Annotated in this window: 21 protein-coding genes; 3 read left to right on the top strand and 18 right to left on the bottom strand. The window is 68.4% G+C overall.

The annotated features are described in order from the left end of the window. Nucleotides 1-11 precede the first annotated feature (11 nt). From QNN99_RS04535 to QNN99_RS04515, 5 genes are all read right to left on the bottom strand, one after another. On the bottom strand, nucleotides 12-1,448 hold the full coding sequence (locus QNN99_RS04535; RefSeq protein ID WP_229965242.1) for an MFS transporter: 1,437 nt from the start codon (nucleotides 1,446-1,448) through the stop codon (nucleotides 12-14). Between the two features lie 153 nt (nucleotides 1,449-1,601). Further along, nucleotides 1,602-2,639 (bottom strand): M14 family zinc carboxypeptidase, encoded by a 1,038-nt coding sequence (locus tag QNN99_RS04530; protein ID WP_229965241.1) that lies wholly within the window; start codon nucleotides 2,637-2,639, stop codon nucleotides 1,602-1,604. Between the two features lie 130 nt (nucleotides 2,640-2,769). Then, the gene (locus QNN99_RS04525) at nucleotides 2,770-5,949 is read right to left on the bottom strand and encodes an AAA family ATPase (RefSeq protein ID WP_229965240.1); all 3,180 of its coding nucleotides are present in this window, start codon (nucleotides 5,947-5,949) and stop codon (nucleotides 2,770-2,772) included. Continuing rightward, nucleotides 5,946-7,109, bottom strand: a complete 1,164-nt coding sequence (locus QNN99_RS04520; protein WP_229965239.1) for an exonuclease SbcCD subunit D — start codon at nucleotides 7,107-7,109, stop codon at nucleotides 5,946-5,948. Before QNN99_RS04520 ends, QNN99_RS04525 begins: the two co-directional genes overlap by 4 nt. A gap of 114 nt (nucleotides 7,110-7,223) precedes the next feature. Further along, nucleotides 7,224-8,183, bottom strand: coding sequence for an MIP/aquaporin family protein (locus tag QNN99_RS04515; RefSeq protein WP_229965238.1), 960 nt, complete (start codon nucleotides 8,181-8,183; stop codon nucleotides 7,224-7,226). A gap of 270 nt (nucleotides 8,184-8,453) precedes the next feature. Here QNN99_RS04515 and QNN99_RS04510 point away from each other — a divergent pair, with 270 nt between their 5' ends. After that, complete coding sequence (locus QNN99_RS04510) at nucleotides 8,454-9,473, top strand: ADP-ribosylglycohydrolase family protein (protein ID WP_229965237.1); 1,020 nt, start codon at nucleotides 8,454-8,456, stop codon at nucleotides 9,471-9,473. Nucleotides 9,474-9,487: 14 nt separating this feature from the next. Here the strand turns inward: QNN99_RS04510 and QNN99_RS04505 are convergent, their stop codons facing one another. From QNN99_RS04505 to clpS, 8 genes are all read right to left on the bottom strand, one after another. Then, complete coding sequence (locus QNN99_RS04505) at nucleotides 9,488-10,492, bottom strand: 3'-5' exonuclease (protein WP_229965236.1); 1,005 nt, start codon at nucleotides 10,490-10,492, stop codon at nucleotides 9,488-9,490. A gap of 71 nt (nucleotides 10,493-10,563) precedes the next feature. Beyond that, complete coding sequence (locus QNN99_RS04500; RefSeq protein ID WP_229965235.1) at nucleotides 10,564-11,262, bottom strand: DedA family protein; 699 nt, start codon at nucleotides 11,260-11,262, stop codon at nucleotides 10,564-10,566. 83 nt (nucleotides 11,263-11,345) lie between these two features. Then, on the bottom strand, nucleotides 11,346-11,975 hold the full coding sequence (gene rdgB, locus QNN99_RS04495; protein ID WP_229965234.1) for an RdgB/HAM1 family non-canonical purine NTP pyrophosphatase: 630 nt from the start codon (nucleotides 11,973-11,975) through the stop codon (nucleotides 11,346-11,348). Then, nucleotides 11,972-12,757: a ribonuclease PH gene (rph, locus tag QNN99_RS04490; RefSeq protein ID WP_231712144.1), complete on the bottom strand. Its 786-nt coding sequence runs from the start codon at nucleotides 12,755-12,757 to the stop codon at nucleotides 11,972-11,974. Before rph ends, rdgB begins: the two co-directional genes overlap by 4 nt. An 80-nt stretch (nucleotides 12,758-12,837) precedes the next feature. Further along, on the bottom strand, nucleotides 12,838-13,689 hold the full coding sequence (locus QNN99_RS04485; protein ID WP_229965233.1) for an MBL fold metallo-hydrolase: 852 nt from the start codon (nucleotides 13,687-13,689) through the stop codon (nucleotides 12,838-12,840). Beyond that, nucleotides 13,686-14,756 (bottom strand): glutamate racemase, encoded by a 1,071-nt coding sequence (murI, locus tag QNN99_RS04480; RefSeq protein WP_229965232.1) that lies wholly within the window; start codon nucleotides 14,754-14,756, stop codon nucleotides 13,686-13,688. Before murI ends, QNN99_RS04485 begins: the two co-directional genes overlap by 4 nt. Before the next feature lie 59 nt (nucleotides 14,757-14,815). Further along, entirely contained in the window at nucleotides 14,816-15,373 is a 558-nt protein-coding gene (locus QNN99_RS04475; RefSeq protein ID WP_229965231.1) for a DUF2017 domain-containing protein, read from the bottom strand. 66 nt (nucleotides 15,374-15,439) lie between these two features. Next, entirely contained in the window at nucleotides 15,440-15,748 is a 309-nt protein-coding gene (gene clpS / locus QNN99_RS04470) for an ATP-dependent Clp protease adapter ClpS (RefSeq protein WP_229965230.1), read from the bottom strand. An 87-nt stretch (nucleotides 15,749-15,835) separates the two neighbouring features. On the opposite strand from clpS, the gene QNN99_RS04465 reads away from it, so the two are divergent. After that, entirely contained in the window at nucleotides 15,836-17,161 is a 1,326-nt protein-coding gene (locus QNN99_RS04465; RefSeq protein ID WP_284015674.1) for a nicotinate phosphoribosyltransferase, read from the top strand. Nucleotides 17,162-17,163: 2 nt separating this feature from the next. Further along, nucleotides 17,164-17,787 carry a nicotinamidase gene (locus tag QNN99_RS04460; RefSeq protein ID WP_229965229.1) on the top strand — a complete coding sequence of 208 codons (624 nt, stop codon included), beginning with the start codon at nucleotides 17,164-17,166 and terminating at the stop codon, nucleotides 17,785-17,787. Between the two features lie 139 nt (nucleotides 17,788-17,926). Here the strand turns inward: QNN99_RS04460 and QNN99_RS04455 are convergent, their stop codons facing one another. From QNN99_RS04455 to QNN99_RS04435, 5 genes are read right to left on the bottom strand one after another with little or no spacing between them, the layout of a single operon-like run. Next, complete coding sequence (locus tag QNN99_RS04455; RefSeq protein WP_229965228.1) at nucleotides 17,927-19,714, bottom strand: DEAD/DEAH box helicase; 1,788 nt, start codon at nucleotides 19,712-19,714, stop codon at nucleotides 17,927-17,929. Further along, nucleotides 19,711-21,123: an MFS transporter gene (locus QNN99_RS04450; protein ID WP_229965227.1), complete on the bottom strand. Its 1,413-nt coding sequence runs from the start codon at nucleotides 21,121-21,123 to the stop codon at nucleotides 19,711-19,713. Before QNN99_RS04450 ends, QNN99_RS04455 begins: the two co-directional genes overlap by 4 nt. A 13-nt stretch (nucleotides 21,124-21,136) precedes the next feature. Continuing rightward, on the bottom strand, nucleotides 21,137-21,439 hold the full coding sequence (locus tag QNN99_RS04445; protein WP_442860477.1) for a DUF3039 domain-containing protein: 303 nt from the start codon (nucleotides 21,437-21,439) through the stop codon (nucleotides 21,137-21,139). A gap of 57 nt (nucleotides 21,440-21,496) precedes the next feature. After that, nucleotides 21,497-23,071: a transporter gene (locus tag QNN99_RS04440; protein WP_229965225.1), complete on the bottom strand. Its 1,575-nt coding sequence runs from the start codon at nucleotides 23,069-23,071 to the stop codon at nucleotides 21,497-21,499. Next, nucleotides 23,053-23,847, bottom strand: a complete 795-nt coding sequence (locus tag QNN99_RS04435; protein WP_229965224.1) for an ABC transporter ATP-binding protein — start codon at nucleotides 23,845-23,847, stop codon at nucleotides 23,053-23,055. The genes QNN99_RS04440 and QNN99_RS04435 overlap by 19 nt, the downstream gene beginning before the upstream one ends. Nucleotides 23,848-23,985 lie beyond the last annotated feature (138 nt).

Below are 23,985 nucleotides of genomic sequence, written 5' to 3'. Positions count from 1 at the left end.
GACCTTGACGCTCAGCCTGCCGCGTGGTTGGCGGCACCCCGGCGGGACGCGATTGCCCACCGGACGCACAGGCTCAGGATGAGCAGTACGACAGCTGCTCCCACCGGCACCAGGAACGCCGCCTGATGGCCGTCGCTGTCGGCCAGCCGTCCGGCCAGGGAAGCGCCGATGGCGGTTCCGGTGACCACGCCGCTGGCGAGCATCGTCATGACCGTGCCCATCAGGTGCCGAGGGGCGACGACCGCGCCAATGCCGAAGATGCTCACCATGGTGGGACCCACGGGGATGCCCAGGACGAAGAGCGCCACCAGCATGGTGGGGATATCCGCGGGGAAGAGCAGGAGGACCGAGAAAGCGGCCATGGCCGCCGCGGAGACCATCCAACGCGCGGCCGCCGTAAAGCGCTCCGGCCAGAAGGCCACGGACAGTGCCGCCGCGGCCGAGCTGATGCCCATGACGGCGTACAGCAGGCCTGCGGCGGAGGCAATGTCAAAGAGACCGCCAAAGGCGGTGAGGCTCGTCTGCGTTCCGCCAAAGAAGGTTCCCATCGCCACCATGCCTAGGACGGGAAGGGCGATGAGCAGCCAGTCCGCGCGCGGATGGACCGCATCGGCTTCGACCGGATTGCCTGCCTTCTCTGCGTCAGCATCACGTGCAGCCTTAGCTGCGCGTGCCGCCCGCGCGGGGACAACGGAACGGACCGTCGGGTGCACGGCAAAGGCGCTGACCATGGTCAGCGTCAAAACCGCGGCTATGGCCAGCGGCAGCCAGGGCGCGACGGCGGCTGCCAGCAGACCGACGAGCGCCGGGCCGAGCACGAAGCTGAGCTCATCCGCGGTGCTCTCGAAGGACATCGCGGTGTCCAGGTCACGTGCGCCCGCGGTGTCGGCACCGCGCCTGCGCTCGGTCATGGCCATCCAGCGCACACGGGCCAGCGGACCGACCTGGGGGCAGGTGGCGCCCATCAGGAAGGCAGCGGCCAGTGCCGCGAACGGAGTCGCTGCATCGGGCAGCTGGAAGGCCATGTACAACGTCAGCGCGATGGCCAGCGGGTTGACGACGGCGGTGGTCAGCAGGACCGGCCGCTGACCGACGCGGTCCGCCACATATCCGAGGACGGGAGCGCCCAGTGCCGAGCCGATTCCGACGGCGCCGGCGGCCAGGCCGCCGGTCGCATAGGATCCGGTAACGCTGGTGACCAGGGTGAGGGCGCCGACGGTCAGCATGGCCAGCGGCAGCCGGGCCAGGAAGGCGACCGGCACGAATCCCCGGCCCGCCAGCGCGAAGATCCGCGCGTACCGGCCGGCGGTTGCTTCTGCGGGAGTGCGCTCAGCTTCGGCCGGCGACGCTTCGGCGGTCACCGGCTCGCGGGGAGCCTGCTCGTTCGGAGGAGGGGTACCCGGAGTGCTGCTCCGGGGCGCAGTGGGGGCAGACGGAAGATTGTTCATGCGGTTCCAGACACGTTTCAGCGCGCATCGTCCCCCCTCCCGATGCGCCCAACCCGGCTACCCCGCTATTCTATCCGATTCCGTGCCCCCGCCGCCGTGATGTTCCTTGCACTGTCCGCCGGCCGGTGTTGTCCACCGGCGGACAGTCCGGGGTTATTCGCTGTCGCGCGTGGTCTGCTCGGCAAGGGTGTCCCAGAATGAGGTCTCCGCGGAACGGATCGAACCGTTTGCGATCGCTCTGGCGGTCGCATCCAGCGTGGTGACCGTTTGCTTGATCAAATATCCGTTGCTCTTCTGGCCGAGGACAGCCGAGGGATTGGTGTTGTCCGACATGCCGCGCATCTCAAAGAGCAGCGTGGAGATTCCGTACTCAACCGAAATCCCGTTGCGGCTGATTGTTTCAGCAGATCCTCCGACGTACCGTCCAAGATGTCCCCATCCGGTCGGGTCCACGGCGCCGAACACCACCGCGCCCAGTTGCTTGGAACCCTCGACCACGACCGGGTCAGCATTCGGCGTCGTGGGATAGAGAATCGACCCGGACACGAGCCGGCCGTCGCGTTCGCTCTGTGTGCCCTGATGGTGAAGATCGATCATGTAGTCGACGTTGTACGCCTGCAGAACGTTCCGGTGCAGAGCTTGGGTTTCCGGCTGGATCTTTGCCACATGGTCACGGTTCAGGTCCGTGCCGGTGGCATTAGCGCGGGTCAGGGTCCGACCGCCGTCTGCGATGTAACCGTCCAGGGGAAAGTCGACATCACCCATTGCTCCGTCGGGATTGAGCATGGGGACAACCAGGATGTTCACCCCGTTCAACACCCCTTTGGTTTTGCCGGTGCCGAGGTGCTTGACGAACTCCAGCGCACCCTCGGTGGTCAGCTGTTCATTGCCGTGCTGCTGCGTCAGATAAAGGATCGTGGGATTGTCCGGGTTGGTGATGAACTTCGCGAGATACAGGTCCCGGCCCTTTACCGACTGCCCGATCACTTCCAGCTCCATCGCCGGTTGACGTGCATCCTGTTTATGGAGCTCAGCCACGACCTCGTCGTAGGTGCGCAGAATCGAGGTGTTGATGGTCTCGTTCCCGCCGTAGTTGGGCCCCTCACCGACTGCATATGCCGGGGCCGCCGCGGTCCCTGCCGCCAACAGCACGGCAAGCGACAGGGCGGTGATGGTTTTGGATGTCCTCATGGTCGGTCTCCTCAAAAAGGGTGTGACTGCTGTGAAGGAAGTGAAACCTGACTACTTGGATCTGTCAATCATCTCTACCGGAGTCTTCCCTTTTGGGTTCTCTTCCCGTATAGGCGGCATGTACCGCCGGTCAGACACCCACCGGGTCACCGGCGGAGAAGCGCACGGAGGACCCGTTCCGGCCCTTCGTGATCTGCAGCTGCGCTCCGATGCGCTGCTTCATTTCGGCCACGTGGCTGACGAGGCCCACCACACGGCCCCCGTCGCGGAGCCCTTCCAGCGCATCCATCACCTGTTCCAGCGACGTTTCATCCAGGCTGCCGAACCCCTCGTCCACAAACAAAGTCTCGATGCTGACGCCGCCGGCCTCCTGCTGGACGACGTCGGCCAGGCCCAACGCCAGGGCCAGGGACGCCATGAAGCCCTCCCCGCCGGAGAGCGTGGAGGTGTCCCGGTGCTGCCCCGTCCAGGCATCGGTGACGTGCAGGCCCAGGCCGGCTTTCCTGTTGCCGGAGGTGGAATCGCTGTGCACCAGGGCATAACGGCCACCGGTCATGGCCGACAGGCGTTCGGTTGCCGCCGCGGCGACCTGTTCCAGGCGCGCGGCCAGGACGTAGGTACTCAGCGTCATCTTGTAGCCGTTCTCGCCGCCGCCACGCGCGGTGTCGGTCACCGAGCGGAGCAGTTCGTGGCGCTGTTCCAGGGGGCGGATGCGTTCGGCCGCCTCGGCCAGCTCACGCGCGTACTCCTGCAGAGCGGCGGTTGAGGCCTCCAGGAGGCCCAGCCGCACTGAACACTGGGTGAGCCGGGTCCGGGCCGCTGCCGTGCGGTCGGCGGCAAGCACCAGGTCTTCCTCATCCGGCACGGGAAGCGGTTCTCCGCGTCCGTCCAGGGCTGCCGCTGACTCCTCGCTCTCGCGGCGCAATGCCAGCCGCTGCCCCGCCTGGTCGTAGCCGGTCACGGTGAGCTTGAACGCGGCGGCCTCTTCGTCAGCCAGCAGGGCGTCCCGCACTGCCTGGACGGTTTCGAACTCCGAAGCCTTCAGCCGTGCGGGAAGGTCTTCCTGCGCTTCAGCGGCATTTTCCCCGGCCGCTTGCCGGTCCGCCAGCGTCCGTCGTGCGGCTGCCACCAGGCCGCGAAGTCCGGTCAGGGAGTCAACCCGTTCCGCAAGCGAGGCGAAGCCGTCCCGGGCGGCCTCAACGCGTCCGCTGAGTTCAGCGATCTGCCGCTGCGCCGAGATGCACTGTTCATCTGCCTGCGCCGCGGCGATCTGGGCGGCCGATTCCTCCTCGGCCAGCTGCTCGAGTTTGGCCGACAGTTCTGTGCAGCGCTTCAGCGCTGCGTCCAGTTCCCGGCCGGCGGCGGTTGCCTGGGCCAAGGCATCCTGTGCTTCGGCTTCCAGTGCACGGGCGGTTTCCGGGTCGCCGTCCCCGCCCTGGATCCGCAGCTCGGCCAGCCGGCGGTTGGCGGCATCCGCCTCCGCACGGGCGGCTTCGAACTCCTGCTCGGCGCTTTCGGTGAGCAGCCGGGCGTTGTCCTCATCCAGCTTTGTCACCGCGCTCTCGCCGTCAGGCAGGACCGCCGGGGCTGGGTGTTCAGCGCTGCCGCACACCGGGCAGCCCTGCCCGGATTCCAACCGTCCGGCCAGTTCCGCGGCGGCCTGCTCCAGCCGGCGCTGCAGCTTGTCCTGCCATTCCTGGCGCCGGTCCTGGTACGTTCCGCGCAGTTCGGCAGCGGCCTCGTCGGCGGCTGCTGCCTCCCGGGCGGCCCGGGCATATTCCCCGATGGCCCGTGTCAGGGCGCGTGCCCGGTCCACGTCTTCCGCCGCCGCTTCCCGCCCGGAGGCCCGCTCCCGCAAGGATTCGAGTTCGCGGGTCAGTTCACCCTCTTCAGCCCGAAGCGCGGCGGCCGCGGCGCCCGCGGCGGCAGCCGCCGCGCGCCGGGTCCCGGCCCGCCCGGCGGCTTCAGCGAGCTCAGTTTCGAGCACGCTGATGCGCTGTTCCTCGGCCAGTGCGGCTTCCGCCGTTCCCAGCTCCGTGGTCAGCCGGGCATCCGCCGCTGCCAGTTCGGCTGCAAGCTCCGCAGCCTCCTCCGGAATCTCCTCCGCTGCATCTTCCGGGGAATCCCCGGCCAGGCCGTACGCCGCGGCGCGCGGATGGGCGGACAGCTCCGCCAGGGCCTGCGCTGCCGCGTCCTCCCGGAGCTGGAGCCGGGCTGCGGCGGCATCAACGGCCCGGACGTAGCCGCCCAGTGCTTCGGCCTGGCCGTGCCGGGCCAGGGCGGCGCGCAGCGGTTCCACCTCGGCCAGCTGCCGGGCGTGCGCCTGTTCATCGCGTTCCAGCTGCTGGCGGGCGAGGCCGCGGGAGCGGCGGTGCTCGATGTCCAGCTGGGCGGCTTCCGCTTCCCGCAGGGCAGCGGAGAGTGCGGCGGAGGTTTCCCGCGCCGCGGCAGTCCGGGCCGCCAGCGTGCGGCGGAACTTCTCCACCGCGGCGGTGTCGGTGCTGCCGCCCCCAGCTCCCGCGCCCGCTTCGTCAGCAGCGGCTGCCGCGTCTGCCGCGGCGTCTGCGGCGGCGCCTGCGTCGGCATTGCCGTCGCCGTCGGCGTCACCCTCAGCTTCCGGGTCGGTGTCCCCGGCCCAGCGCTGCATTTCGTCACGGGCCCGGCGCAGCACATGCTCAGCTTCGGCCCGGGCGGCCTGCAGCTCGCGGGAGGCCGCCGCGAGGTCCTCCTTGAGCTGGTCTTCAATCTCTTCGAACCGGGTGGTGCCAAAGAGCTTCTGCAGCAGATCCGCCCGTGTTTTGGCGTCAGCGCGCAGGAACGCCGCGAAGTCGCCCTGCGGCAGCATGACCACCCGGGTGAACTGTTCCTTGTCCATGCCCATGAGGGCCTGGATCTCGGCACCGGCCTCATCGTTGCGGGCGGACTTTGTCACCCATTCCCCGTTGACGAACTCGCGGAGAGTCGTGTGCGCCTGCTCGGTCACGGTTTTTCCGGTGCCGCGCTTGGCGGGACGGTCCCAGGCCGGGTTCCGGACCACCTCAAAGCGGCGGTCGCCGGAACTGAATTCGCACACGACTTCCGGCGCGGTGTCCGGCGCCGCGTGGTCGCTGCGCAGCCGTTTGGCGGTCTGCCGGGCGCCGGGGACCCCGCCGTAGAGGGCATAGCAGATGGCGTCGAGGATGCTGGTCTTGCCGGCGCCGGTGGGGCCGTTCAGCAGGAACAGCCCATGGGCCCCGAGTTCGTCGAAGTCGATGACCTGGCGGTCGGCGAAGGGGCCGAACGCCTGGATTTCCAGCCGGTGAATCCTCATTTCGCCGCCTCCGCAGACTGGACCTTGGTGAGGACGTCCGCAAACAGCTGCTTTTCCTGCTCATCGGCCTGCCGGGAGCGGACATGGTCCAGGAAGCCGCAGCAGATCTCCAGGTCGTCTGTGGCCTTGGCCAGCCGCTGGCTGTAGGTCTGGCCCGCGGCACGCGGCCCCGAGGCTGGTTCGAAGGCCAGGACCAGGGTGTCCGGAAACCTGCTGCGCACTGATTCCATGGCCTTGGCCGGGCGTTCGTCATCCGTCAGGGTCACCTGGCAGTAAGCGGTTTCGGCATCCGTCAGTTCAGGGTCCGCCAGCAGCTCGGCCAGGGTGCCCCGAAGGACGGCGAGCCGGCGCGGCGCCGGCCACAGGACCGGTTCCACGGACACCAGGCCGGCGGCGTCGAATTCCACCAGGAGCCCGCCCTTCTGCTGGCGTGCCTCGGAGAAGGAATAGGGCAGCGGAGAACCGCTGTACCGAACGGAGGGACTCAGTTCCTGCCGTCCGTGCAGGTGGCCCAGGGCGGTGTAGGTGAAGCCGTCAAAGAGGTCCAGCGGAACAGCTCCGACTCCCCCGACGGTGAGGTCCCGCTCACTGTCCGACGTGATGCCGCCGCTGGCGAAGACATGGGCCATGGCCACCGGCAGGACCGGCTGGCCGGCGTCGGCCCGGCGCTGCACATCCGCAGCGATGCGGCGGACGGCTTCGGCCACGACGGTGGTGTGGTGCGGCGTGTCAACGCCGAGCTCCGGGGCGGCCAGCCGCGGTTCCAGATAGGGGATGCCGTAGACGGCGACGGGCGTGCCGCCGGTGTCGAGCAGGACCGGCTCCGGAATCTCACTGATCCGGGTGCGCAGGTACACGCCGCCGCGCTCAAAGATGCGGCTGCCGAAGCCCAGCCGGGCGGCGGAATCGTGGTTGCCGCTGGACAGGATGACCTTCGCCCCGGCGGCCGTGATCCGGTCCAGTGCCGAATCGAGCAGGCGGACGACGTCGACCCCCGGCAGGGCACGGTCATAGACGTCACCGGCGATCAGCACCGCGTCAACCGCCTGCTCGCGGACGGTGTCCACGAGCCGGTCGATGAACTGCTGCTGGGCGCCGAGCATTCCCACGCCGTGGAAAGAGCGGCCCAAATGCCAATCGGAGGTGTGCAGTAATCGCATACTCCTAAAACTACCTCCCGGCACCGACACTCCCCGGACACCGGGGACATGACAACGCCCACCCCCTCCGGCAAGTGGTGCGCCGGAGGGGGTGGGCGTGGTCGGGCGTGTGAGCTAGGAGGACTTGTTGGCGCGCTTGCCGCCGTCGTCGTCGCCGTTGAAGAAGCCGCGGGCCTCATCCCCGTTGATCCGGGCGGAGGTGCCCTGACGCGAGGCGTCGGGGGCTGCAGCCGGTGATGCGGCGGCCGGAGCAGCCGCCGAGTCGGCGTCGTAATCGGCATCGAAGTCGTCGTCGGCCGCATCGGCGACCGTGAGGTCGATGCTGCGATAGATCAGGCCGGCGATCAGGGCGCCAAGGATCGGAGCGACCCAGAAGAGCCAGAGATGGCCCAGCGCATCACTGTCGGCGAAGAGGGCAACCGCAGTGGAGCGTGCCGGGTTGAGCGAGCCGCCGGTGATCGGTGCCAGGAACGTCAGCAGGACCACGTAGGTCACGCCCACGGCAAACGCCGCGGTGGCCGCAGGCTTGCGCCCGGCCGTGGCTCCCAGGAACACGGCGGTGAGCAGTGCGGCACCGATGACCTCGGTCAGCAGGGCGCTGGCCAGCGGGAAGCCGGCACCGTACTCCACGCCGTACCCGTTGGACAGGGCGGAGAAGACAGTGCGTGTTTCATTGAGTTCGGGAACGCCCTGGATGACAACCCAGAGGATCAGCACAGCCAATGCTGCGCCGATGAGCTGCGCGATGACGTAGACCGGCAGTGCTTTCAACGAGGTGCGGCCGGCCGCGGCGCTGGCAACGCTGATGGCCGGATTGAAGTGTCCGCCGGAGACGTAGCCGAAGGCCACCATGGTCGCAGCCGCGGCCAGGCCGACGCCCAGGGGCGAAGAGACGCTGCCCGTGGCGCTAAAGAAGGCAAGGCCAACGCCGACAAAGACCAGAAGGAACGAGCCCACGGCCTCTGCTGCGCTGCGCCCAACCAGCCCGTAGGTGTGCAGGCGCTTGCGGGGTGCTGTTCCGGTGGCAGGGTGCGCAGCACGTGCGCCGCCTGTGGAGATGGGCTCGGCATTCATTCGCAAAAAGTGTCCTCTTCCTAGGGGGTGTGGCACGGCGGAATCCATCAGGGAAACCGCCGCAGGCCCGGAGCGGTAAACACGCGCCGGGCAAACTCACCCAGCTTGCCATTGCCAGCTGGGAGGATACTGAAGGCTCGCGCAGGCCGGGACGCTCGATATGCTGGAACGGTGAGCCTAAACCCCAAAGAACCGCCCGCCGCTGATCCTTTTCCGACGGAACCGGGTGCGTCCTCCTTCCATCTTCCCCTCGATGGACAGGGAGGAAAAGTGTTTGGCTGCCTGCTTGCCGGCGCACTGGGCGATGCGCTCGGCCACGCCGCCGGATCTTCCGGTTCCGCGGAGGTCCGCCACGCCTTTGGACCGGACGGAACCGGGACCCTGTCCGGCGTCGCCGGGCCCGTTCCGTTCTCCGCTGCCACACAGATGACGCTGTACACGCTCGACGGGCTGCTGGAAGCCCTGGAATGGGCCAACGCGGGGGTGGGTGCCGACGAAACCGCCTGCCTCTGGCTGGCGTACCTGCGCTGGCTGAAGACCCAGGGTGTCTCCCCGGACCCCGGCGCCCCGAATCCTCCGCTGCGGTGGATCGATGCGCAGCCGGTTCTGCATCAGCGCCGCGCTCCCGGAAACACAAGCCTCTCCGGGCTTTCCGGGCCGGACATGGGAACCAAGTTCCGGCCGGTCAATCCGGATTCCAAGGAAAGCGGGACCGTCACCCGGTCCGCACCGTTTGGCCTGCTTCCCTATGTGGAACCGGGCATGGTGTACCGCCTGAGTGAGGACGCAGCGTCGCTGACGCACGGACATCCGTCCGCGCGGCACAGCGCCGCGGTGTTCAGCGCGCTGATCCACGATCTGCTGTCCCCTGCAGCGTCGCTGCAGCAGGCCGCGGAGGCGGCGGTGCTCCGCGCAGCCGAAAGCGGCGTGCCCGAACTGTCCGCCCGGATAGCCGCTGCCATTGAGCTGGCGCGTTCCGGGCCGGTTTCCCCGGAGGAACTAACTGCGGCCCTGGGCGAGGGCCGGGTGGCAGAAGAAGTCCTGGCCCGCGGGCTGTACGCCGCGCTGGCCACCTCCGGAGCCGGCTCGCCGCAGGAGCACTTCCGTGCCGCGGTGGCCTTGGCCGTCCACCACGACGGCGCCGCCGGCTCCACGGGCTCCGTCACCGGAAACATTCTGGGCACGCTCTACGGCGCAGCAGCCCTGCCCGGCGACTGGCTGGCCGTGCTGGAGGGCCGGGACCTCATCGAAGAGCTGGCCCGGCAGTTCGTCGCCGCCACGGGCGGGTAGCCGCAGCGCCGGCGTTACCGGGAGCCGCCGGTGCCGCCGAGCATCTGCAGGAACTCGGCCTCGGAGAGCACCTCGATGCGCTGTCCCTTGCCGTGCAGGTCCAGGACCCGGCGTGCCTTGCCGGTCAGGACCCCGTTGCGCAGGTCTCCGGCCTCGAAGCCGTCGCCCATCACCAGCATCGTGGTGGCACGGGTGACGTTGGAGGCCGGGCGGGCGCCGAAGTCCGCGGCGGCGTTCTTGGCTGACTGGCGCGACATGCCGAGGTTTCCGCTGAAGACCACTGTGTGGCCGAAAAGCGGATGAGCGGCATCGGCCAGCGGATTGGGCGGCGGGTTGTCCCCTTCGGAGGGCCATCCCGACCAGCCGGTGGCCGCCGCCTTGGCCTCCGAGCCGGTGCCGCGTTCCAAGGCGGCGCGTGTTGCCTTTGACAGGTTATCGATGCCCGGAAGATAGGCTTCCAGCCGGGACGGGACCATCCCCTGGAGCGCAAAAAAACCGGCCATGTCGGCGGCACCGCTGCGGCGGACAATGTCGAGCATGATCCCGGCGCAGGCGCGGGAGTCCTCCACGGCGTCGTGGTGGTTCAGCAGCGGCACGCCGGCAGCCTCGGCCGCGAAGGGCAGCGAGTGGGACACCAGGCTGTAGGTGCGGCGGGAGTGCACCACCGAGCAGGTGTAGTCATAGGCCGGACCCGGCAAGCCGGAAACTTCCAGGGCGGAGCGGATCACGCCCATGTCGAAGGCTGCGTTGTGGGCCACCAGCAGGTCTCCGCCGATGAACGCTCCGATTTCCGGAAACAGATCGCCGAAGCGCGGAGCTCCGGCCACCATGTCAGCTTCGATGCCGTGGATGCGGGTGTTGCGCCGGTCAAAGAAGTCGTGCCCCTGCGGTGGGCGCATGAGCCACGAGGCTTCCTCGACGACGACGCCGTCGCGCACCTTGACCAGCCCCACCGAACAGGGCGATCCCCGGAATCCGTTGGCCGTTTCGAAGTCTATGGCCGTGAATTCAATTCCCACGCGGTGTTCGGTTCCTTGCTGAAGATGGGGGCAAAACGGTGAAGATGCGGGTCAATCAGAGGCGGCGGACGTTACTCGCCCTCGGCGGGCTCGGGCGGCAGGACGGACTTCTTCCGCCGGTGGGAGCGGACCTTGCTGACCACGAACCAGACGGCCACCAGGACGCAGGCCACGATGACGATCTTCTGGAAGACGTCGGCATAGGCCTCCACGAGGTGCCAGCTCTCGCCAAGGTAGAACCCGGCGATGATGAAGATGGAGTTCCAGATGAGGCTTCCGGCAGTGGTCAGTCCCAGGAACTTCCAGACCGGCATCCGCTCGATGCCGGCCGGAATGGAAATCAGGCTGCGGAACAACGGGATCATCCGGCCAAAGAACACTGCCTTGTAGCCGTGCCGGTTGAACCAGGCCTCAACCTTGTCCACGTCTTCCAGGTCAACGAGGGGCACCTTGGAGACGAGGCGGCGCATCCGGTCCCGGCCCAGCCAGGCGCCCAGGCCGTACAGGGCCAGGGCGCCAACGACGGAGCCGAGGGTGGTCCAGAACAGTGCGGCGACAATTGAGAAGTTTCCCTGGCTGGCGGTGAAGCCGGCCAGCGGCAGGATCACTTCGCTGGGCAGCGGCGGAAAGAGGTTTTCGATGGCGATGGCCAGGCCCGCACCGGGAGCCCCGATGGTCTCCATCATGTCAACGGCCCACTGCGCGATCCCTCCCAGCGCCGATCCGTCGGTACTGGCGGTGGCAACTGAGGCAAGAATCTGTGTAGTCATATTGCCCTCAATTCTGCCCTACGAATCGGCCCGGGCGGAAACCCGGGCCATCCGGCGGGCAGCCGGGCAGGTCCCCGGGCCGCTCAGGCCAGGGCCACCACGATCGCCGGCAGCAGGGCGCGGAACGCCTGCCCCCGGTGGCTGATGGCGTTCTTTTCCGCCGGCGCCAGCTCGGCGCAGCTGCGGTCCGAACCTTCGGGCCGGAGCACCGGGTCGTAGCCGAAGCCGCCGGTTCCGCGCGGGGCTGGAAGCAGCGTCCCGCGCAGCTCTCCGCGCTCCACGGATGCGGTGCCGTCCGGCAGCGCGAGTGCCGCGGCGCACACAAACGCCGCGCCCCGGTGCTCCTCGGAAATGTCGGCCAGCTGGGCCAGCAGCAGCTCCAGGTTCGCGGCGTCGTCGCCGTGCCGTCCGGACCAGCGGGCGGAGAAGATCCCCGGGGCACCGCCCAGGACGTCCACGGCCAGCCCGGAATCGTCGGCAATCGCGGCCAGCCCGGTGGCCGCGGCCACGGCACGGGCCTTGAGCAGCGAGTTTTCCTCGAAGGTGACGCCGGTTTCGGCAACGTCGGGAACCCCGGCGGCAGCCGCATCGATCACCTGGGTGTCGACGTCGAGCCCCTCGATCCGTCCGCGCAGCAGCTCACGCAGTTCCCGCAGCTTGCCCTGGTTGCGGGTGGCGAGGACCAGCCGGGCCCCTGCGGGAACCGGGCTCATGCCGACTCGCCCAAGGTGCTGCGCTGGATCTCCGCCAGCTCGGAGGTGCCCAGCAGCGCCAGGTCCAGCAGGGCATTGAGTTCATCGCGGTCAAACGGTGCGCCTTCGGCGGTGCCCTGGACCTCCACGAACTTGCCCGAACCGGTCACCACGACATTCATGTCGGTTTCGGCGCGGACATCTTCGACGTACGGCAGGTCCAGCATGGGCACGCCGTCGATGATGCCGACGCTGATGGCCGCCACGGTGTCCAGCAGGGGCTCCGCGTTGCGGGCGATGAGTTTGTTGTCCTTGGCCCAGGTCAGGGCATCGGCCAGCGCCACGTAGGCGCCGGTGATGGCGGCGGTGCGGGTGCCGCCGTCGGCCTGCAGCACGTCGCAGTCCAGCACGATGGTGTTTTCGCCCAGCGCCTTGGTGTCGATGATGGAGCGCAGCGAGCGGCCGATCAGCCGGGAAATCTCGTGGGTGCGCCCGCCGAGCTTGCCCTTGACCGATTCACGGGCGTTGCGGGTGTTGGTGGCCCGGGGCAGCATGGCGTATTCGGCCGTGACCCAGCCCTTGCCCTCGCCCTTGAGCCAGCGCGGCACGCCAGGGGTCAGGGAGGCGGTGCACAGCACGCGCGTGTTGCCGAACTCGATCAGCGCGGAGCCTTCGGCCTGCTTGGACCAGCCGCGGGTGATGGTGATGCTGCGCAGCTGGTCGGGGGTGCGGCCGTCGGAGCGCACGACGGCGGAACCGGCGGCGGGCGTGGAAGAAACAGGGCTGTTTGCAGCGGTAGTCATGCGCCCAGTCTATCGGCCGGAACGGGGCACCCGCCGGGCGGGGCCGCCCGGCGTGCGGGTGGGACCGCCCGCGGAGCCGCTCAGCCTGCGGGCTGGACTCCGGGGTTGACGGCCAGCGGCGCGGCGAACGGGCTGCCGACGTCGTAGGAGACACCGGCGACGGCCACCGCCAGGTCACCGGCATAGGTTTCCCTGGCCTCGGCCACTGACGTGTTTGCGTCGTTCCAGACCGGCAGGTGGGTCAGGAGCAGACGGCGGGCGTGGGCTGCGGAGGCCGCGGCACCGGCACGCTTGCCGGTCAGGTGCACACCCTCGATGGCATCGTCGCGGCCTTCATGGAAGGCGGCTTCGCAGAGGAAGACGTCGCTGTCACGGGCGGCTTCCTCCAGGCCGTCGCAGGAGTCGGTGTCTCCGGAGTACGCCAGCGTGTGCAGCACGGGCTTGCCGTCGGCGCCGATGCCGGTTGCCTCGATCCGCAGCGCATACGCCTCATCGGCCGGATGCCGGACCGGATAGGGCGTCACGGTGAACGGGCCGATGGTCACGGTTTCCCCGCCGGTCCAGTGCAGGAACTCGAAGTCCTCGTGCATGCCGGGATCGGTCGGCAGGCCGTAGGCCGTGGCCATCCGGTCAGCGGTGTCCTGCGGCCCCCAGACCTTGATCCGGTCCCGGTTCCAGCCCGCCGGGTCCCAGTGCACTGCCACGTGCAGGCCGCAGAGGTCCATGCAGTGGTCCGGATGAAGGTGGGTCAGCAGCACGGCGTCAATGTCGCGCAGGTCCATGTAGCGCTGCAGCGCGCCCATTGAGCCGTTGCCCAGGTCCAGCAGGATGCGCCAGTCGCGGACGCCGTCGTTGGCGGTCACGAGATAGCAGGAGGCGGGCGACGCCGGGCCGGGAAAGGAGCCGCTGCAGCCCACGATGGTCAGTTTCATGGAGTGCCGTTCCGAAGGGCGCCGGGCGGCCTTCCGTGTTCGTTGTGGATGGAGCGGTCTGCGGGAGAACGGCGTCCGGAGCGGTCCGCGGTCACCATTTCCGGGGTGATCCGGGCCAGGCTGCCGGTGGGATAGTGCGCCGCGACGTTCTCGACGTGTTCAACGCTGAGGACCTCGGGGCCGAGGAAGCGGCGGGCGAGCAACTCAAACGACGTCGAATCCCCCGTGGCCACGAAGTGGTGTTCGGGCGCTGTGGCGGCGGTGCGCTGCAGGTCGTGGGAGATCAGCGCCCGGTAGACGTCCTTGGCGGTTTCTTCTGCGCTGGACACCAGCGTCACGCCGTCGCCCATGACGTAGGAAATCACGCCGGTGAGCAGCGGGTAGTGGGTGCAGCCCAGCACCAGGGTGTCCACGTCCCGGGCCTTCAGGGGTGCCAGGTATTCTTCGGCGCTGGCCAGCAGGTCCGGGCCCGCCGTGACGCCGGCTTCGACGTACCGGACAAACGCCGGGCACGCCACCGAGGCGATCTCCAGATGGGGAGCGGCCGCGAAGGTGTCGTTGTAGGCCCGCGATCCGACGGTGGCCTCGGTGCCGATCACGCCGATCCGGCCGGACCGGGTGGCCGCGACGGCGCGGCGCACGGCGGGCTGGATCACTTCGATCACGGGAATGCCGTAGCGGCGGGTGTAACGCTCGCGGGCGTCCCGGAGCACTGCGGCCGAGGCGGTGTTGCAGGCGATGACCAACAGCTTGACGCCGGAATCCACCAGCTCATCCATCACGCCCAGCGCGTTGGCCCGGACTTCGGCGATCGGAAGCGGGCCGTAGGGTCCGCGGGCGGTGTCGCCCACGTAAAGAATCGACTCATTGGGCAGCTGGTCAATGACCGCCCGGGCGACGGTAAGCCCTCCCACCCCGGAGTCGAAAATGCCGATGGGGGCGTCCGCATTGTTTTTCCGCGGCAGGCTGTCGTGCTGCGGCTGGCTGGCGCGCTTGCGCAGCGGTGTGCGCGGGGCGTCCTTCAGCGGTTCCGTCGTCAGTGAGGAACTATCCGGGTCAGAGCTCATAATGTATCGAGAATAGTCCCCCCGTCCCCCGGGGCGTACTCAACGGGACGTGCGCTTGATCACAGCAGCGAGCGGGTCATGGCCTGCATCAGGGTCTCCTGAAGCCAGGTGACAAAGTTGTAGACGAGGGCAAGGTAGCCGTCCACGTCCTGCGCCTGGGAGGGCTCGGTGATCCCGTGCAAGCGCTCGGCGTCTTCGTCGGTTTCCAGGTTCAGCCGGTCGGCGAGGACAAGCCGCACATCGTTGAGGGCACGGGCAAAGTACTGGGCCTGCTCACCGTTCAGGAGCAGCGGCTTGGACTCCAGCAGCAGGGCCGCGGCGCGCAGTGCTCCGGTCTTGTCCTCCCGCAGCGAGCGCTCGGTGAGGCGGCGGAATTCCAGGGCTTCGCCGTCGTCCCCCTGCACCCCGTCCGGCAGCAGCCGCCGCAGCGCGGAGTCTGACGGGACACGGGCACTGGTGTCCAACCCCACCATCGCGGCGAGCGGATCGGCGTCGGCCGGGGTGTCCGGTTCGAGCATGCCCAGCACGTCGTTGAACAGGCTGCGCAGCAGCTCCCGCTCCCCCGCATCCAGTGATGCCGAGATTCCCTTGCGGGTGGTTTTGAATCCGCTTGCCACGTCTGTCCTATCCGCCGGCCCGGGGCCGGTCTGTCCTGCTGGTGGTGCCTGCCTGCGTGCCGCGGGTCAGGGCTCGTCGGTCTTTTGGAACGTGGCCCACAGCCCGTAGGAGTGCATCGCCACGGTGTCCCGCTCCGCCGATTCGCGGGAGCCGGTGGCCACGACGGACTTTCCGTGCTCATGCACTTCCATCATCAGCTTGTTGGCCTTGGCTTCGGAGTACCCGAAGTAGCTGCGGAAAACGTAGCTGACGTAACTCATGAGGTTGACCGGGTCATTCCAGACGATCACCACCCAGGGCACGTCGCTGCTGACCATGGACTCCGTTTCAGCGCGCTCGAGTGTGTCGGTGCCGGGCGCAGTGCTCAAAGTCATGAGTCCAATTGTAGGTTGGCTCCCGGTGGCCAAACCGCCAGCGGAGGTCTTCTACTCAATAAGCGAACGGGGGATAGAGTTTTGACTGTGAACAGCCCTAACGCTTGGCGCCAGCCCAATGCCGCCCTGTATACAGACCATTACGAGTTGACCATGCTGCAGGCTGCCCTGCACTCGGGCACCGCCTCCCGCCGCTCGGTGTTTGAGGTCTTCGGCCGCCGGCTGCCCGACGGCCGACGATACGGCGTCGTCGCCGGCACCGGCCGGATCCTCGAGGCACTGGCCGCCTTCCGGTTCGACGACGAGCAGCTGGACTTCCTGGAACGCACCTCGGTGGTGGATGCGCCCACGCTGAAGTGGCTGGCCGATTTCCGCTTCTCCGGCAACATCTTCGGATACGCGGAAGGCGAGGCGTACTTCCCGCATTCGCCCATCCTGACCGTTGAATCGACCTTCGCCGAGGCCTGCATCCTGGAGACCCTCCTGCTGTCGGTCCTGAACCATGACAGCGCCATCGCGTCCGCGGCATCGCGGATGGTCAGCGCCGCCGGCGACCGTCCCTGCATTGAAATGGGATCGCGCCGCACGCACGAGGAGGCGGCAGTGGCCGCCGCCCGGGCTGCGATCATCGCCGGCTTCGATTCCACGTCGAACCTCGAAGCCGGGCGCCGCTACGGTTTGAAGACCGTGGGCACCGCCGCCCATTCCTTTACCCTGCTGCATGACACGGAGCCTGACGCCTTTGCGGCCCAGATCGGCTCGCTGGGTGTTGGCACGTCGCTGCTGGTGGACACGTACGACGTCGAACAGGGCGTGCGCAACGCCGTCGCCGCCGCCGGTCCGGAACTTGGCGGGGTCCGGCTGGATTCCGGCGACCTGGTGGCCCAGGCCAAGTGGGTGCGCGAGCTGCTCGATGACCTGGGCAACACGGACACCCGGATCATGGTGACCTCGGACCTGGACGAATACGCCATCGCCGCCCTGGCCTCCGCCCCGGTGGACGCGTACGGCGTGGGAACGTCCCTGGTCACCGGATCCGGTGCGCCCACGGCCGGAATGGTCTACAAACTGGTCAGCCGCGAAGGGGACGACCACGAGTTTGTCTCGGTGGCCAAGGCCGCCAAGAACAAGGCGTCCCGCGGCGGACGCAAGTATGCGCTGCGCCGGCTCAATGAGCGCGGCACGGCCACCGCCGAGGTCATCGGCATCGGCCACCGGCCGGTCGATGACGGCAACGACCGCCCGCTGCTGGAGCAGTTTGTTGCCGACGGCGAAATCCTTCCCGGCTGGACCGGGGCTGAAGCCGTGGACCGGGCCGCCAAGCGGCATACCGCGTCCCTGGCTGAACTTCCAACCGCGGTGAACCGCCTGCAGCGCGGCGAACCGGTAATCCCCACCGAATACGAGGAGTGAGAATGACGCGTGCCCTGATTGTTGTCGACGTCCAGAACGACTTCTGCGAGGGAGGATCGCTCGCCGTTCCCGGCGGCACCGACACCGCCTCCGAAATCACCGACTACATCGAAACGACGCTGGGGCGTTACGACGTGGTGGCCGCCACCCAGGACTGGCACATTGAACCCGGCTCCCATTTCTCCGACACCCCCGACTACAAGAATTCCTGGCCCGTGCACTGCGTCGCCGGTTCCACCGGTGCCAGCCTGCATCCGGACCTGGACACCGAACACATCGATGCGTTTTTCCGCAAGGGCCAGTACGAGGCGGCCTACTCCGGTTTCGAAGGGGTGCTCGCCCCCGAAGACGAAGTCCCCACCGGCGACCTGGATACCGCGGCGGTTCCCCCGGACCCGGCAGAAACCGTCAGCCTCGATGACTGGCTGCGCGAGAACGACGTCGAGGAAGTGGTGATCGTGGGCCTGGCCGCCGACTACTGCGTCCGGGCCACGGCCTTGGACGCCATTGCCGCCGGCTACGACACGTTCGTCATTCCGGAGCTGTGCCGCGGAATCGACCGCGCCGAAACCCGGGCCGCCCTGACCGAGCTCGAAGATGCCGGCGTGGAGCTGCTGGACCTCTAGTCCGCCTTCCCCCCCTGCTCTTCCCTGGCCCCTCCCCGAGATGCCAGATGGGGCTGTACCCAGCGCGGGGAACGGCACCTTCTGCCATTTCGCGGGACACTGACGCGGAGAAGCCCGGAATGGCCGACTCCCGGCAGCCTTACTTGCGGCCGATGAACCAGTCCTGCAGCTTCTTCAGCCGCTGGTTGAGCTGCTCCTCATTGGCCTGGGCCACGGGCGGCCCGCCGCAGATGCGGCGCAGCTCGCTGTGCACCATTCCGTGCGGCATGCCCGAGCGCGCCGACCAGGCGGAAACGTTCTTCGCCAGCTGGCCGCGCAGCTCGGTCAGCTGCCGGTGGTCCATGACCGCCGGTGCCGGTTCGGGTTCGGGGGCTGCGGCAGCTTTGCGGCCGCGGCGGGACAGCTGTTCGTGCTGGCGCTGGCGCAGCAGCACACCCATCTGGTCCGCGTCCAGCAGCCCGGGGATGCCCAGGAAGTCCTGTTCCTCTTCGCTGCCGAGCTCGCCGCCGGTGCCGAATTCGCCGCCGTCGAAAAGAACCCGGTCAAAGGAGGCCTGGGATTCCAGGGCCTCGAACTTCTGCTTGGTGAGGGAGTCCGAGGCCTTTTCCTCCTTGTTGGCCGCTTCCATGAGGCTGTCCTCCAGCCCAAAGCCCTCCTCCTCGAGGTGGCTCTCCGGCCGGTCCAGGGCGTGGTCGCGCTCCATTTCCAGCTGGTTGGCCAAGGCCATCAGGTTGGGCACCGAAGGCAGGAAGACCGACGCCGTTTCCCCGCGTTTGCGGGCACGCACAAAACGGCCCACAGCCTGCGCGAAAAACAGCGGCGTTGCGGTGGAGGTGGCATACACGCCGACCGCCAGCCGCGGCACATCCACACCTTCGGAGACCATCCGCACCGCGACCATCCAGCGCTGCTGCCCGGCGGAGAACTCGTCGATCTTGTCGGAGGCCTTGGCGTCGTCGGAGAGGATCACCGTCGGAGACTCTCCCGTGATCTTCTTAAGGGTGCCGGCATAGGCCCGGGCGTCGTCGTGGTCAGTGGCAATGACCAGTCCGCCGGCGTCGGGCACCGCCCGCCGGACTTCGGTCAGCCGCCGGTCGGCGGCGGCCAGGACGGCGGGAATCCACTCGCCCGTGGGATTCAGGGCGGTGCGCCAGGCCTGGGCGGTGATGTCCTTGGTGACCGATGCCTCGCCCAGCGAGGCGGCCATTTCGTCGCCGGCGCTGGTGCGCCAGCGCATGTTGCCGGAGTAGGCCATGAACATCACGGGACGGACCACGTGGTCGCGCAGGGCTTCGCCGTAGCCGTAGGTGTAGTCGGCCTTGGACCGGCGGATGCCGTCCCGGTCCTTCTCGTATTCAACGAACGGGATCGCCGCCGTATCCGACCGGAACGGGGTTCCCGTCAGTGAAAGCCGTTTCACCGCCGGTTCGAAGGCCTCCCGGATGCCGTCGCCCCAGGAGAGGGCGTCGCCGCCGTGGTGGATTTCGTCGAGGATCACCAGGGTGCGGGCGGCTTCGGTCTTCGCCCTGTGCAGCATGGGTTTGGACGCCACCTGGGCGTAGGTCACGGCAACGCCAATGAAGCCGTCGCCGTGCCGTCCGTCCGCGTTCTTGAAATTGGGGTCCAGGGCCAGTCCCACCTTCGCGGCGGCGTCGGCCCACTGGCGCTTGAGGTGGTCGGTCGGTGCCACGACGGTGATCCGCTTGACGATCCCGCGGTCCACCAGCTCCGTGGCGACACGCAGGGCGAAGGTGGTCTTGCCGGCGCCGGGGGTAGCCACGGCGAGGAAGTCGTCGGCGTCGGACGCGAAGAACTTCTCGAGGGCTTCGGCCTGCCACTGGCGCAGCTTCGGGGCGGTGCCCCAGGCGGCTCGTTCCGGATAGGCGGGCGGCAGGGCCGGCCCGCCAAAGAGGGTGTCGGGGCTCACGCTGTGAACGGCACCTTTCCTGTGTTCGGGGTAACTATTGCACTGCGCGCACCGGAGACAATCCCCACGCACGCAAAAATGGCCAGGACCAGCCACATGACGCTGAACACGCCGGACTGGCCGGAAGCGGCAGGGTTCTGCAGCAGGGCGAAAAGAATCCCTGCCACTGTGGTTCCTGCAACGGCTCCGACCTGGTCGGAAATTTGGAGGGACGCGGAATTGCGTCCCCGGTCCGCGGAAGTGGACAGCGCCAGCACCATCACTGAGGTGCTGGAGAGGGCCAGGCCCATGGCTGCTCCCGCGAAGGACCACACCACCACGATGACCCAGAAGGGCACTGACGGCGAGGTAAGCAGTCCGATTCCCCCCACTGCCGCAGCCAGCATGGTTGCGCCAATGACCAACAGTCGGTGACGGCGTCCGCCGGCACGCGCCTGCAGGAAAGAACCCACAGCCCAGCCTACCGCTCCTGCGGTCAATGCCAGTCCGGCAGTGGCCGGGTCCACACCGTGCGTCGCGAGCACCATGAGCGGCAGGAAGGCCTCCGCGGCGACAAATCCGGCGCTCAGCAGGCCGCGCGTGGCCACCACGCTGGGCAGGCCGCGCGCAAGCCGCAGCGTGCCCGCCGGCAGCAGCCGCCCCAGCGCGACGCCGGCTGCCGCGGCTCCCACTGCGGCCACCGACCAGAGCAGCACTGAGGACGCCAAGGCTGCTTCGTTGCCGGCCCACTGGGCGGCGAAGACCGCGGCCGCCAGCACGGTGCCCCACAGCGCGCGGCGCCGACCCAGGGCCGGATCCAGGGCGGGATAATCGGGCGCTCCCAGGGAACGAACCCGCGGCCAGACCATGAGGCCCGCGACCAGCACAATGGGGATGACGGCGGCAAAGACCCAGCGCCAGCTCACGTACTGGGCCAGCAGCCCGGCGGCCAGGGGTCCGGCCATGGACGGCAGGATCCAGGCCGTGGCCAGCCAGCCGAAAAGCACCGGCTGCAGTGCCGCGGGATAGATCTCGCCGATGATCACGTAGACCGCCACGATCATGGCTCCGCCGCCGAGCCCGGACACCGCCCGGCCGGCGGTGACAATCCAAAACTCGCCGGCCAGGGCGGACAGCACCAGGCCGGCCGTCATCAGGGCCAGGCCGGCGGCCAGCGAGGGCAGCGGCCCCTGCACATCGCATCTGCTGCCGGCCACGACGGTGCCCAGCAGCGAGGCGGTCAGAAACATCGAGAACGCCAAGCCGTAGCCGGCACCGGCCGAGAGCTCCTCGGCGACCACGGGCATCGCCGTCGTCACGGCCATCGCTTCAAACGCGGAGCAGGTGATGATGGCCAGGATGCCCAGGGTCAGGGCACGGTATGCGGCGGAAAGGGCGCCGGCGGGGCGCGGTGCAGCAGACGAACCCATGGACGGACCGGGACTATTTGCCGCCGTCCTTGGGCGCGCTCAGCCCTTCGTAAATTTCCTTGCAGGTGGGGCAGACGGGGAACTTCTTCGGATCCCGGCCCGGCGTCCAGACCTTGCCGCACAGGGCGATCACGGGTTCGCCGGAAAGCGCCGACTCCATGATCTTTTCCTTGCGGACGTAGTGGGAAAACCGCTCGCTGTCGCCGGGTTCTGTGTACTCACGCTGCTCTTCGCGCTCGATGACGGCGGTCGAACCGCCGCCGTCGTCCAGGCGCCGGGCAGGGTCATTTTCGAAAGGATCAGGAGGCAGACTCATGGTTTCCATCTTAGTACCCCAACAGGTTCCGAGGCCGGGCCGACTGACCGGGCCGGCTCATTTGTGAACCGAGACCGCACCCAGCATCTCCGGCCCGCGCCGGTCCAGCCACCGTCCGCCGATCCGGATTCCGGCCGCCAGCAGCCCTGCCCCGAACAGCACACCGCCAATCAGGGTCAGCCAGTCCCAGAGCGGATTGTCGTTCAGCAGCGCCACGAGCGCCAGGACCAGCACGGGAAGCACAATCACGATCTGCGCCAGCATGCCCAGGCCCTGCACGAGCATGCTGCGTCCGCCGGAACCCGGCGGAGTCTTGAACGCGTTCTCCCCCGGCAGCGGAACGTTGTAGGTATACCGCGCCGATACGACGGCGGACAGACCGAACCCGCCCAGGAGGACGGCCAGGGACACCCCGAGAAGCACCGGAATCAGGTCCGTTTCCCCAAGCACCAGACATGGCACCACTGCGGCCAGGACCGTCACCGGGAGCGCAAAAATGCCGCAGGCGATGACCCGCCCGGCCCGGTCCGCTGTGCCGGAAACCCCGGTGCTGATGTGCAGGGCAAAGGCCGTGTTGTCATACGAGACATCGGCGGAAATGCAGAAGGCGAGCAGGTAACCCAGCAGCGGTCCCGCGAACAGCAGCAGCGCCGGGCCGTTGCCCTCCTGCGTGCCGAGGAACACCAGCAGAATCACCAGCAGCGGAATGATCAGCAGGGACGCGCCGTAACGCGGGTCCCGGATCCAGTAGGTCAGCGACCGGGCGGCCACGGCACCGGTGGGCGTGGCCGGGAAAAGGGCAAAGAACCCAAGCTTTCCGCCCTTGCGCCGGGGACCGGCGTTGTGCGGCGGAGTGATCAGCGCCCGCACCAGCAGCAGTTTCCAGACCCAGACCAGCGCGGCCAGGAATACGACGGCGATGGCCAGTTTGGCGGCGGCCGTTCCCGGCTGGTTCAGCGCCACGTCGCCGGGCACCGCCCAGGCTGCACCCAGCGGCGTCCAGGACAGGGTACGGGCCAGCGACGGCAGGTAGTCCTGGGCACTGCTGATGCCCGAACTGATGCCGGCGATGATCGGGCCCAGCAGCATGAGGGGAATGATCGCCACCAGGCCGGAGATGTCCTTGAACCGGCGCGAAGAGGACATCGATGTGCTCGCGGCGACCATTACCCGGGCTGCGATGAAGCATGTGAACACCGCGATGACGGCTGACACCACGCCCGCAGCCAGGGCCGCCGGGTTCCGCCACCAGACAGCGGCCGAGCCCAGCGCCGCCAGCAGCGTCATCGCGCCGGGGATGCCGATGAGCCCGCCCAGCGCCAGGCCGGCCAGGAGCTTGGGCAGGGGGACGGCGAAGGTCACAAAACGCGCCGGGTCCAGGGTCAGGTCCACACCGGTGGCCAGAATGGGTATCAGCGCCCACCCCAGCACGGCCACGGTGCCGGCGAGGACGGTTACGGTGCGGGCCAGCTCCGGCTCGCTGAAGCTCAAATAGAACAGGCCGCCAAACAGCAGGCCGAGCATGCCCAGGCCGTACAGCGCCCCGAAGACAAGTCCCACGATCTGCCACGGGCTCCGGCGCAGGGAGTTGCGCAGCAGGAGAAGCTTGAGCCTTAGGAGGTCCGCAACCATGGCAGGCCCTCCGAGCGGGTGCGTCCGCCCACCAGCTGCACAAAACGCTCTTCCAGGGTCTCGCCGCCGCGGACCTCGTCCACGGTGCCGGCGGCGAGAAGGTTGCCGCCGGAAACCACCGCAACGTGGTCACACATGCGCTGGACCAGGTCCATGACGTGGCTGGAGACAATCACCGTGCCGCCGGAATCCACGTAGCCGGAGAGGATATCCCGGATATTGGCGGCGGAGACGGGGTCCACCGCTTCGAACGGCTCATCCAGCACCAGCAGCCGGGGCGCGTGGATCAGCGCCGAGGCGAGGGCGATTTTCTTGGTCATGCCGGCGGAGTAGTCCACCACCAGGGTGCCCGCGTCATTGGTCAGGTCCATGGCCTCGAGGAGATCCCGGACGCGTCCGGTGACGGTGTCGCGGTCCATGCCGCGCAGCAGGCCGGCATAGGTGACCAGCTGCTCGCCGGTGAGCCGGTCGAACAGCCGGACGCCGTCGGGCAGCACGCCCATCAGCCGCTTGGCCTTGAGCGGTTCGGCCCAGACGTCCGTCCCGTGCACCCACACCTGTCCGTGCTCGGGGCGCAGCAGGCCGGTGGCCATGGACAGCAGGGTGGTCTTGCCCGCGCCGTTGGGCCCCACCAGCCCGTAGAAGGACCCGGCAGGGACATCCAGGCTGATCCCGTTGACGGCGATCTTCTCGCCGAAGCGCTTGCCGAGGGCACGGACGGTCAGCGCCGGGGCGGCGGGAACCGCCGCGGTATTCGGAACCATGGACTCGGTCATGTCAGCAGCACTTTCGTCATGATCCCCAAGGTACCTGCCGTTCGGCGGAGGCGGATCGGCCGCAAGGACCAGAATCCGGGCCCCTGTCCGGTTTCCGGCCGCCCCTGACCCCGTCCTGCGGACCAGACGCCGGGGTTT

This window comes from Arthrobacter sp. zg.Y820 (assembly GCF_030125555.1).
In the GTDB taxonomy this organism is placed as follows: Bacteria; Actinomycetota; Actinomycetes; order Actinomycetales; family Micrococcaceae; genus Arthrobacter_B.
Note: the sequence above shows the minus strand (reverse complement) of the source record. Positions and strands in the feature narration are given on the sequence as shown.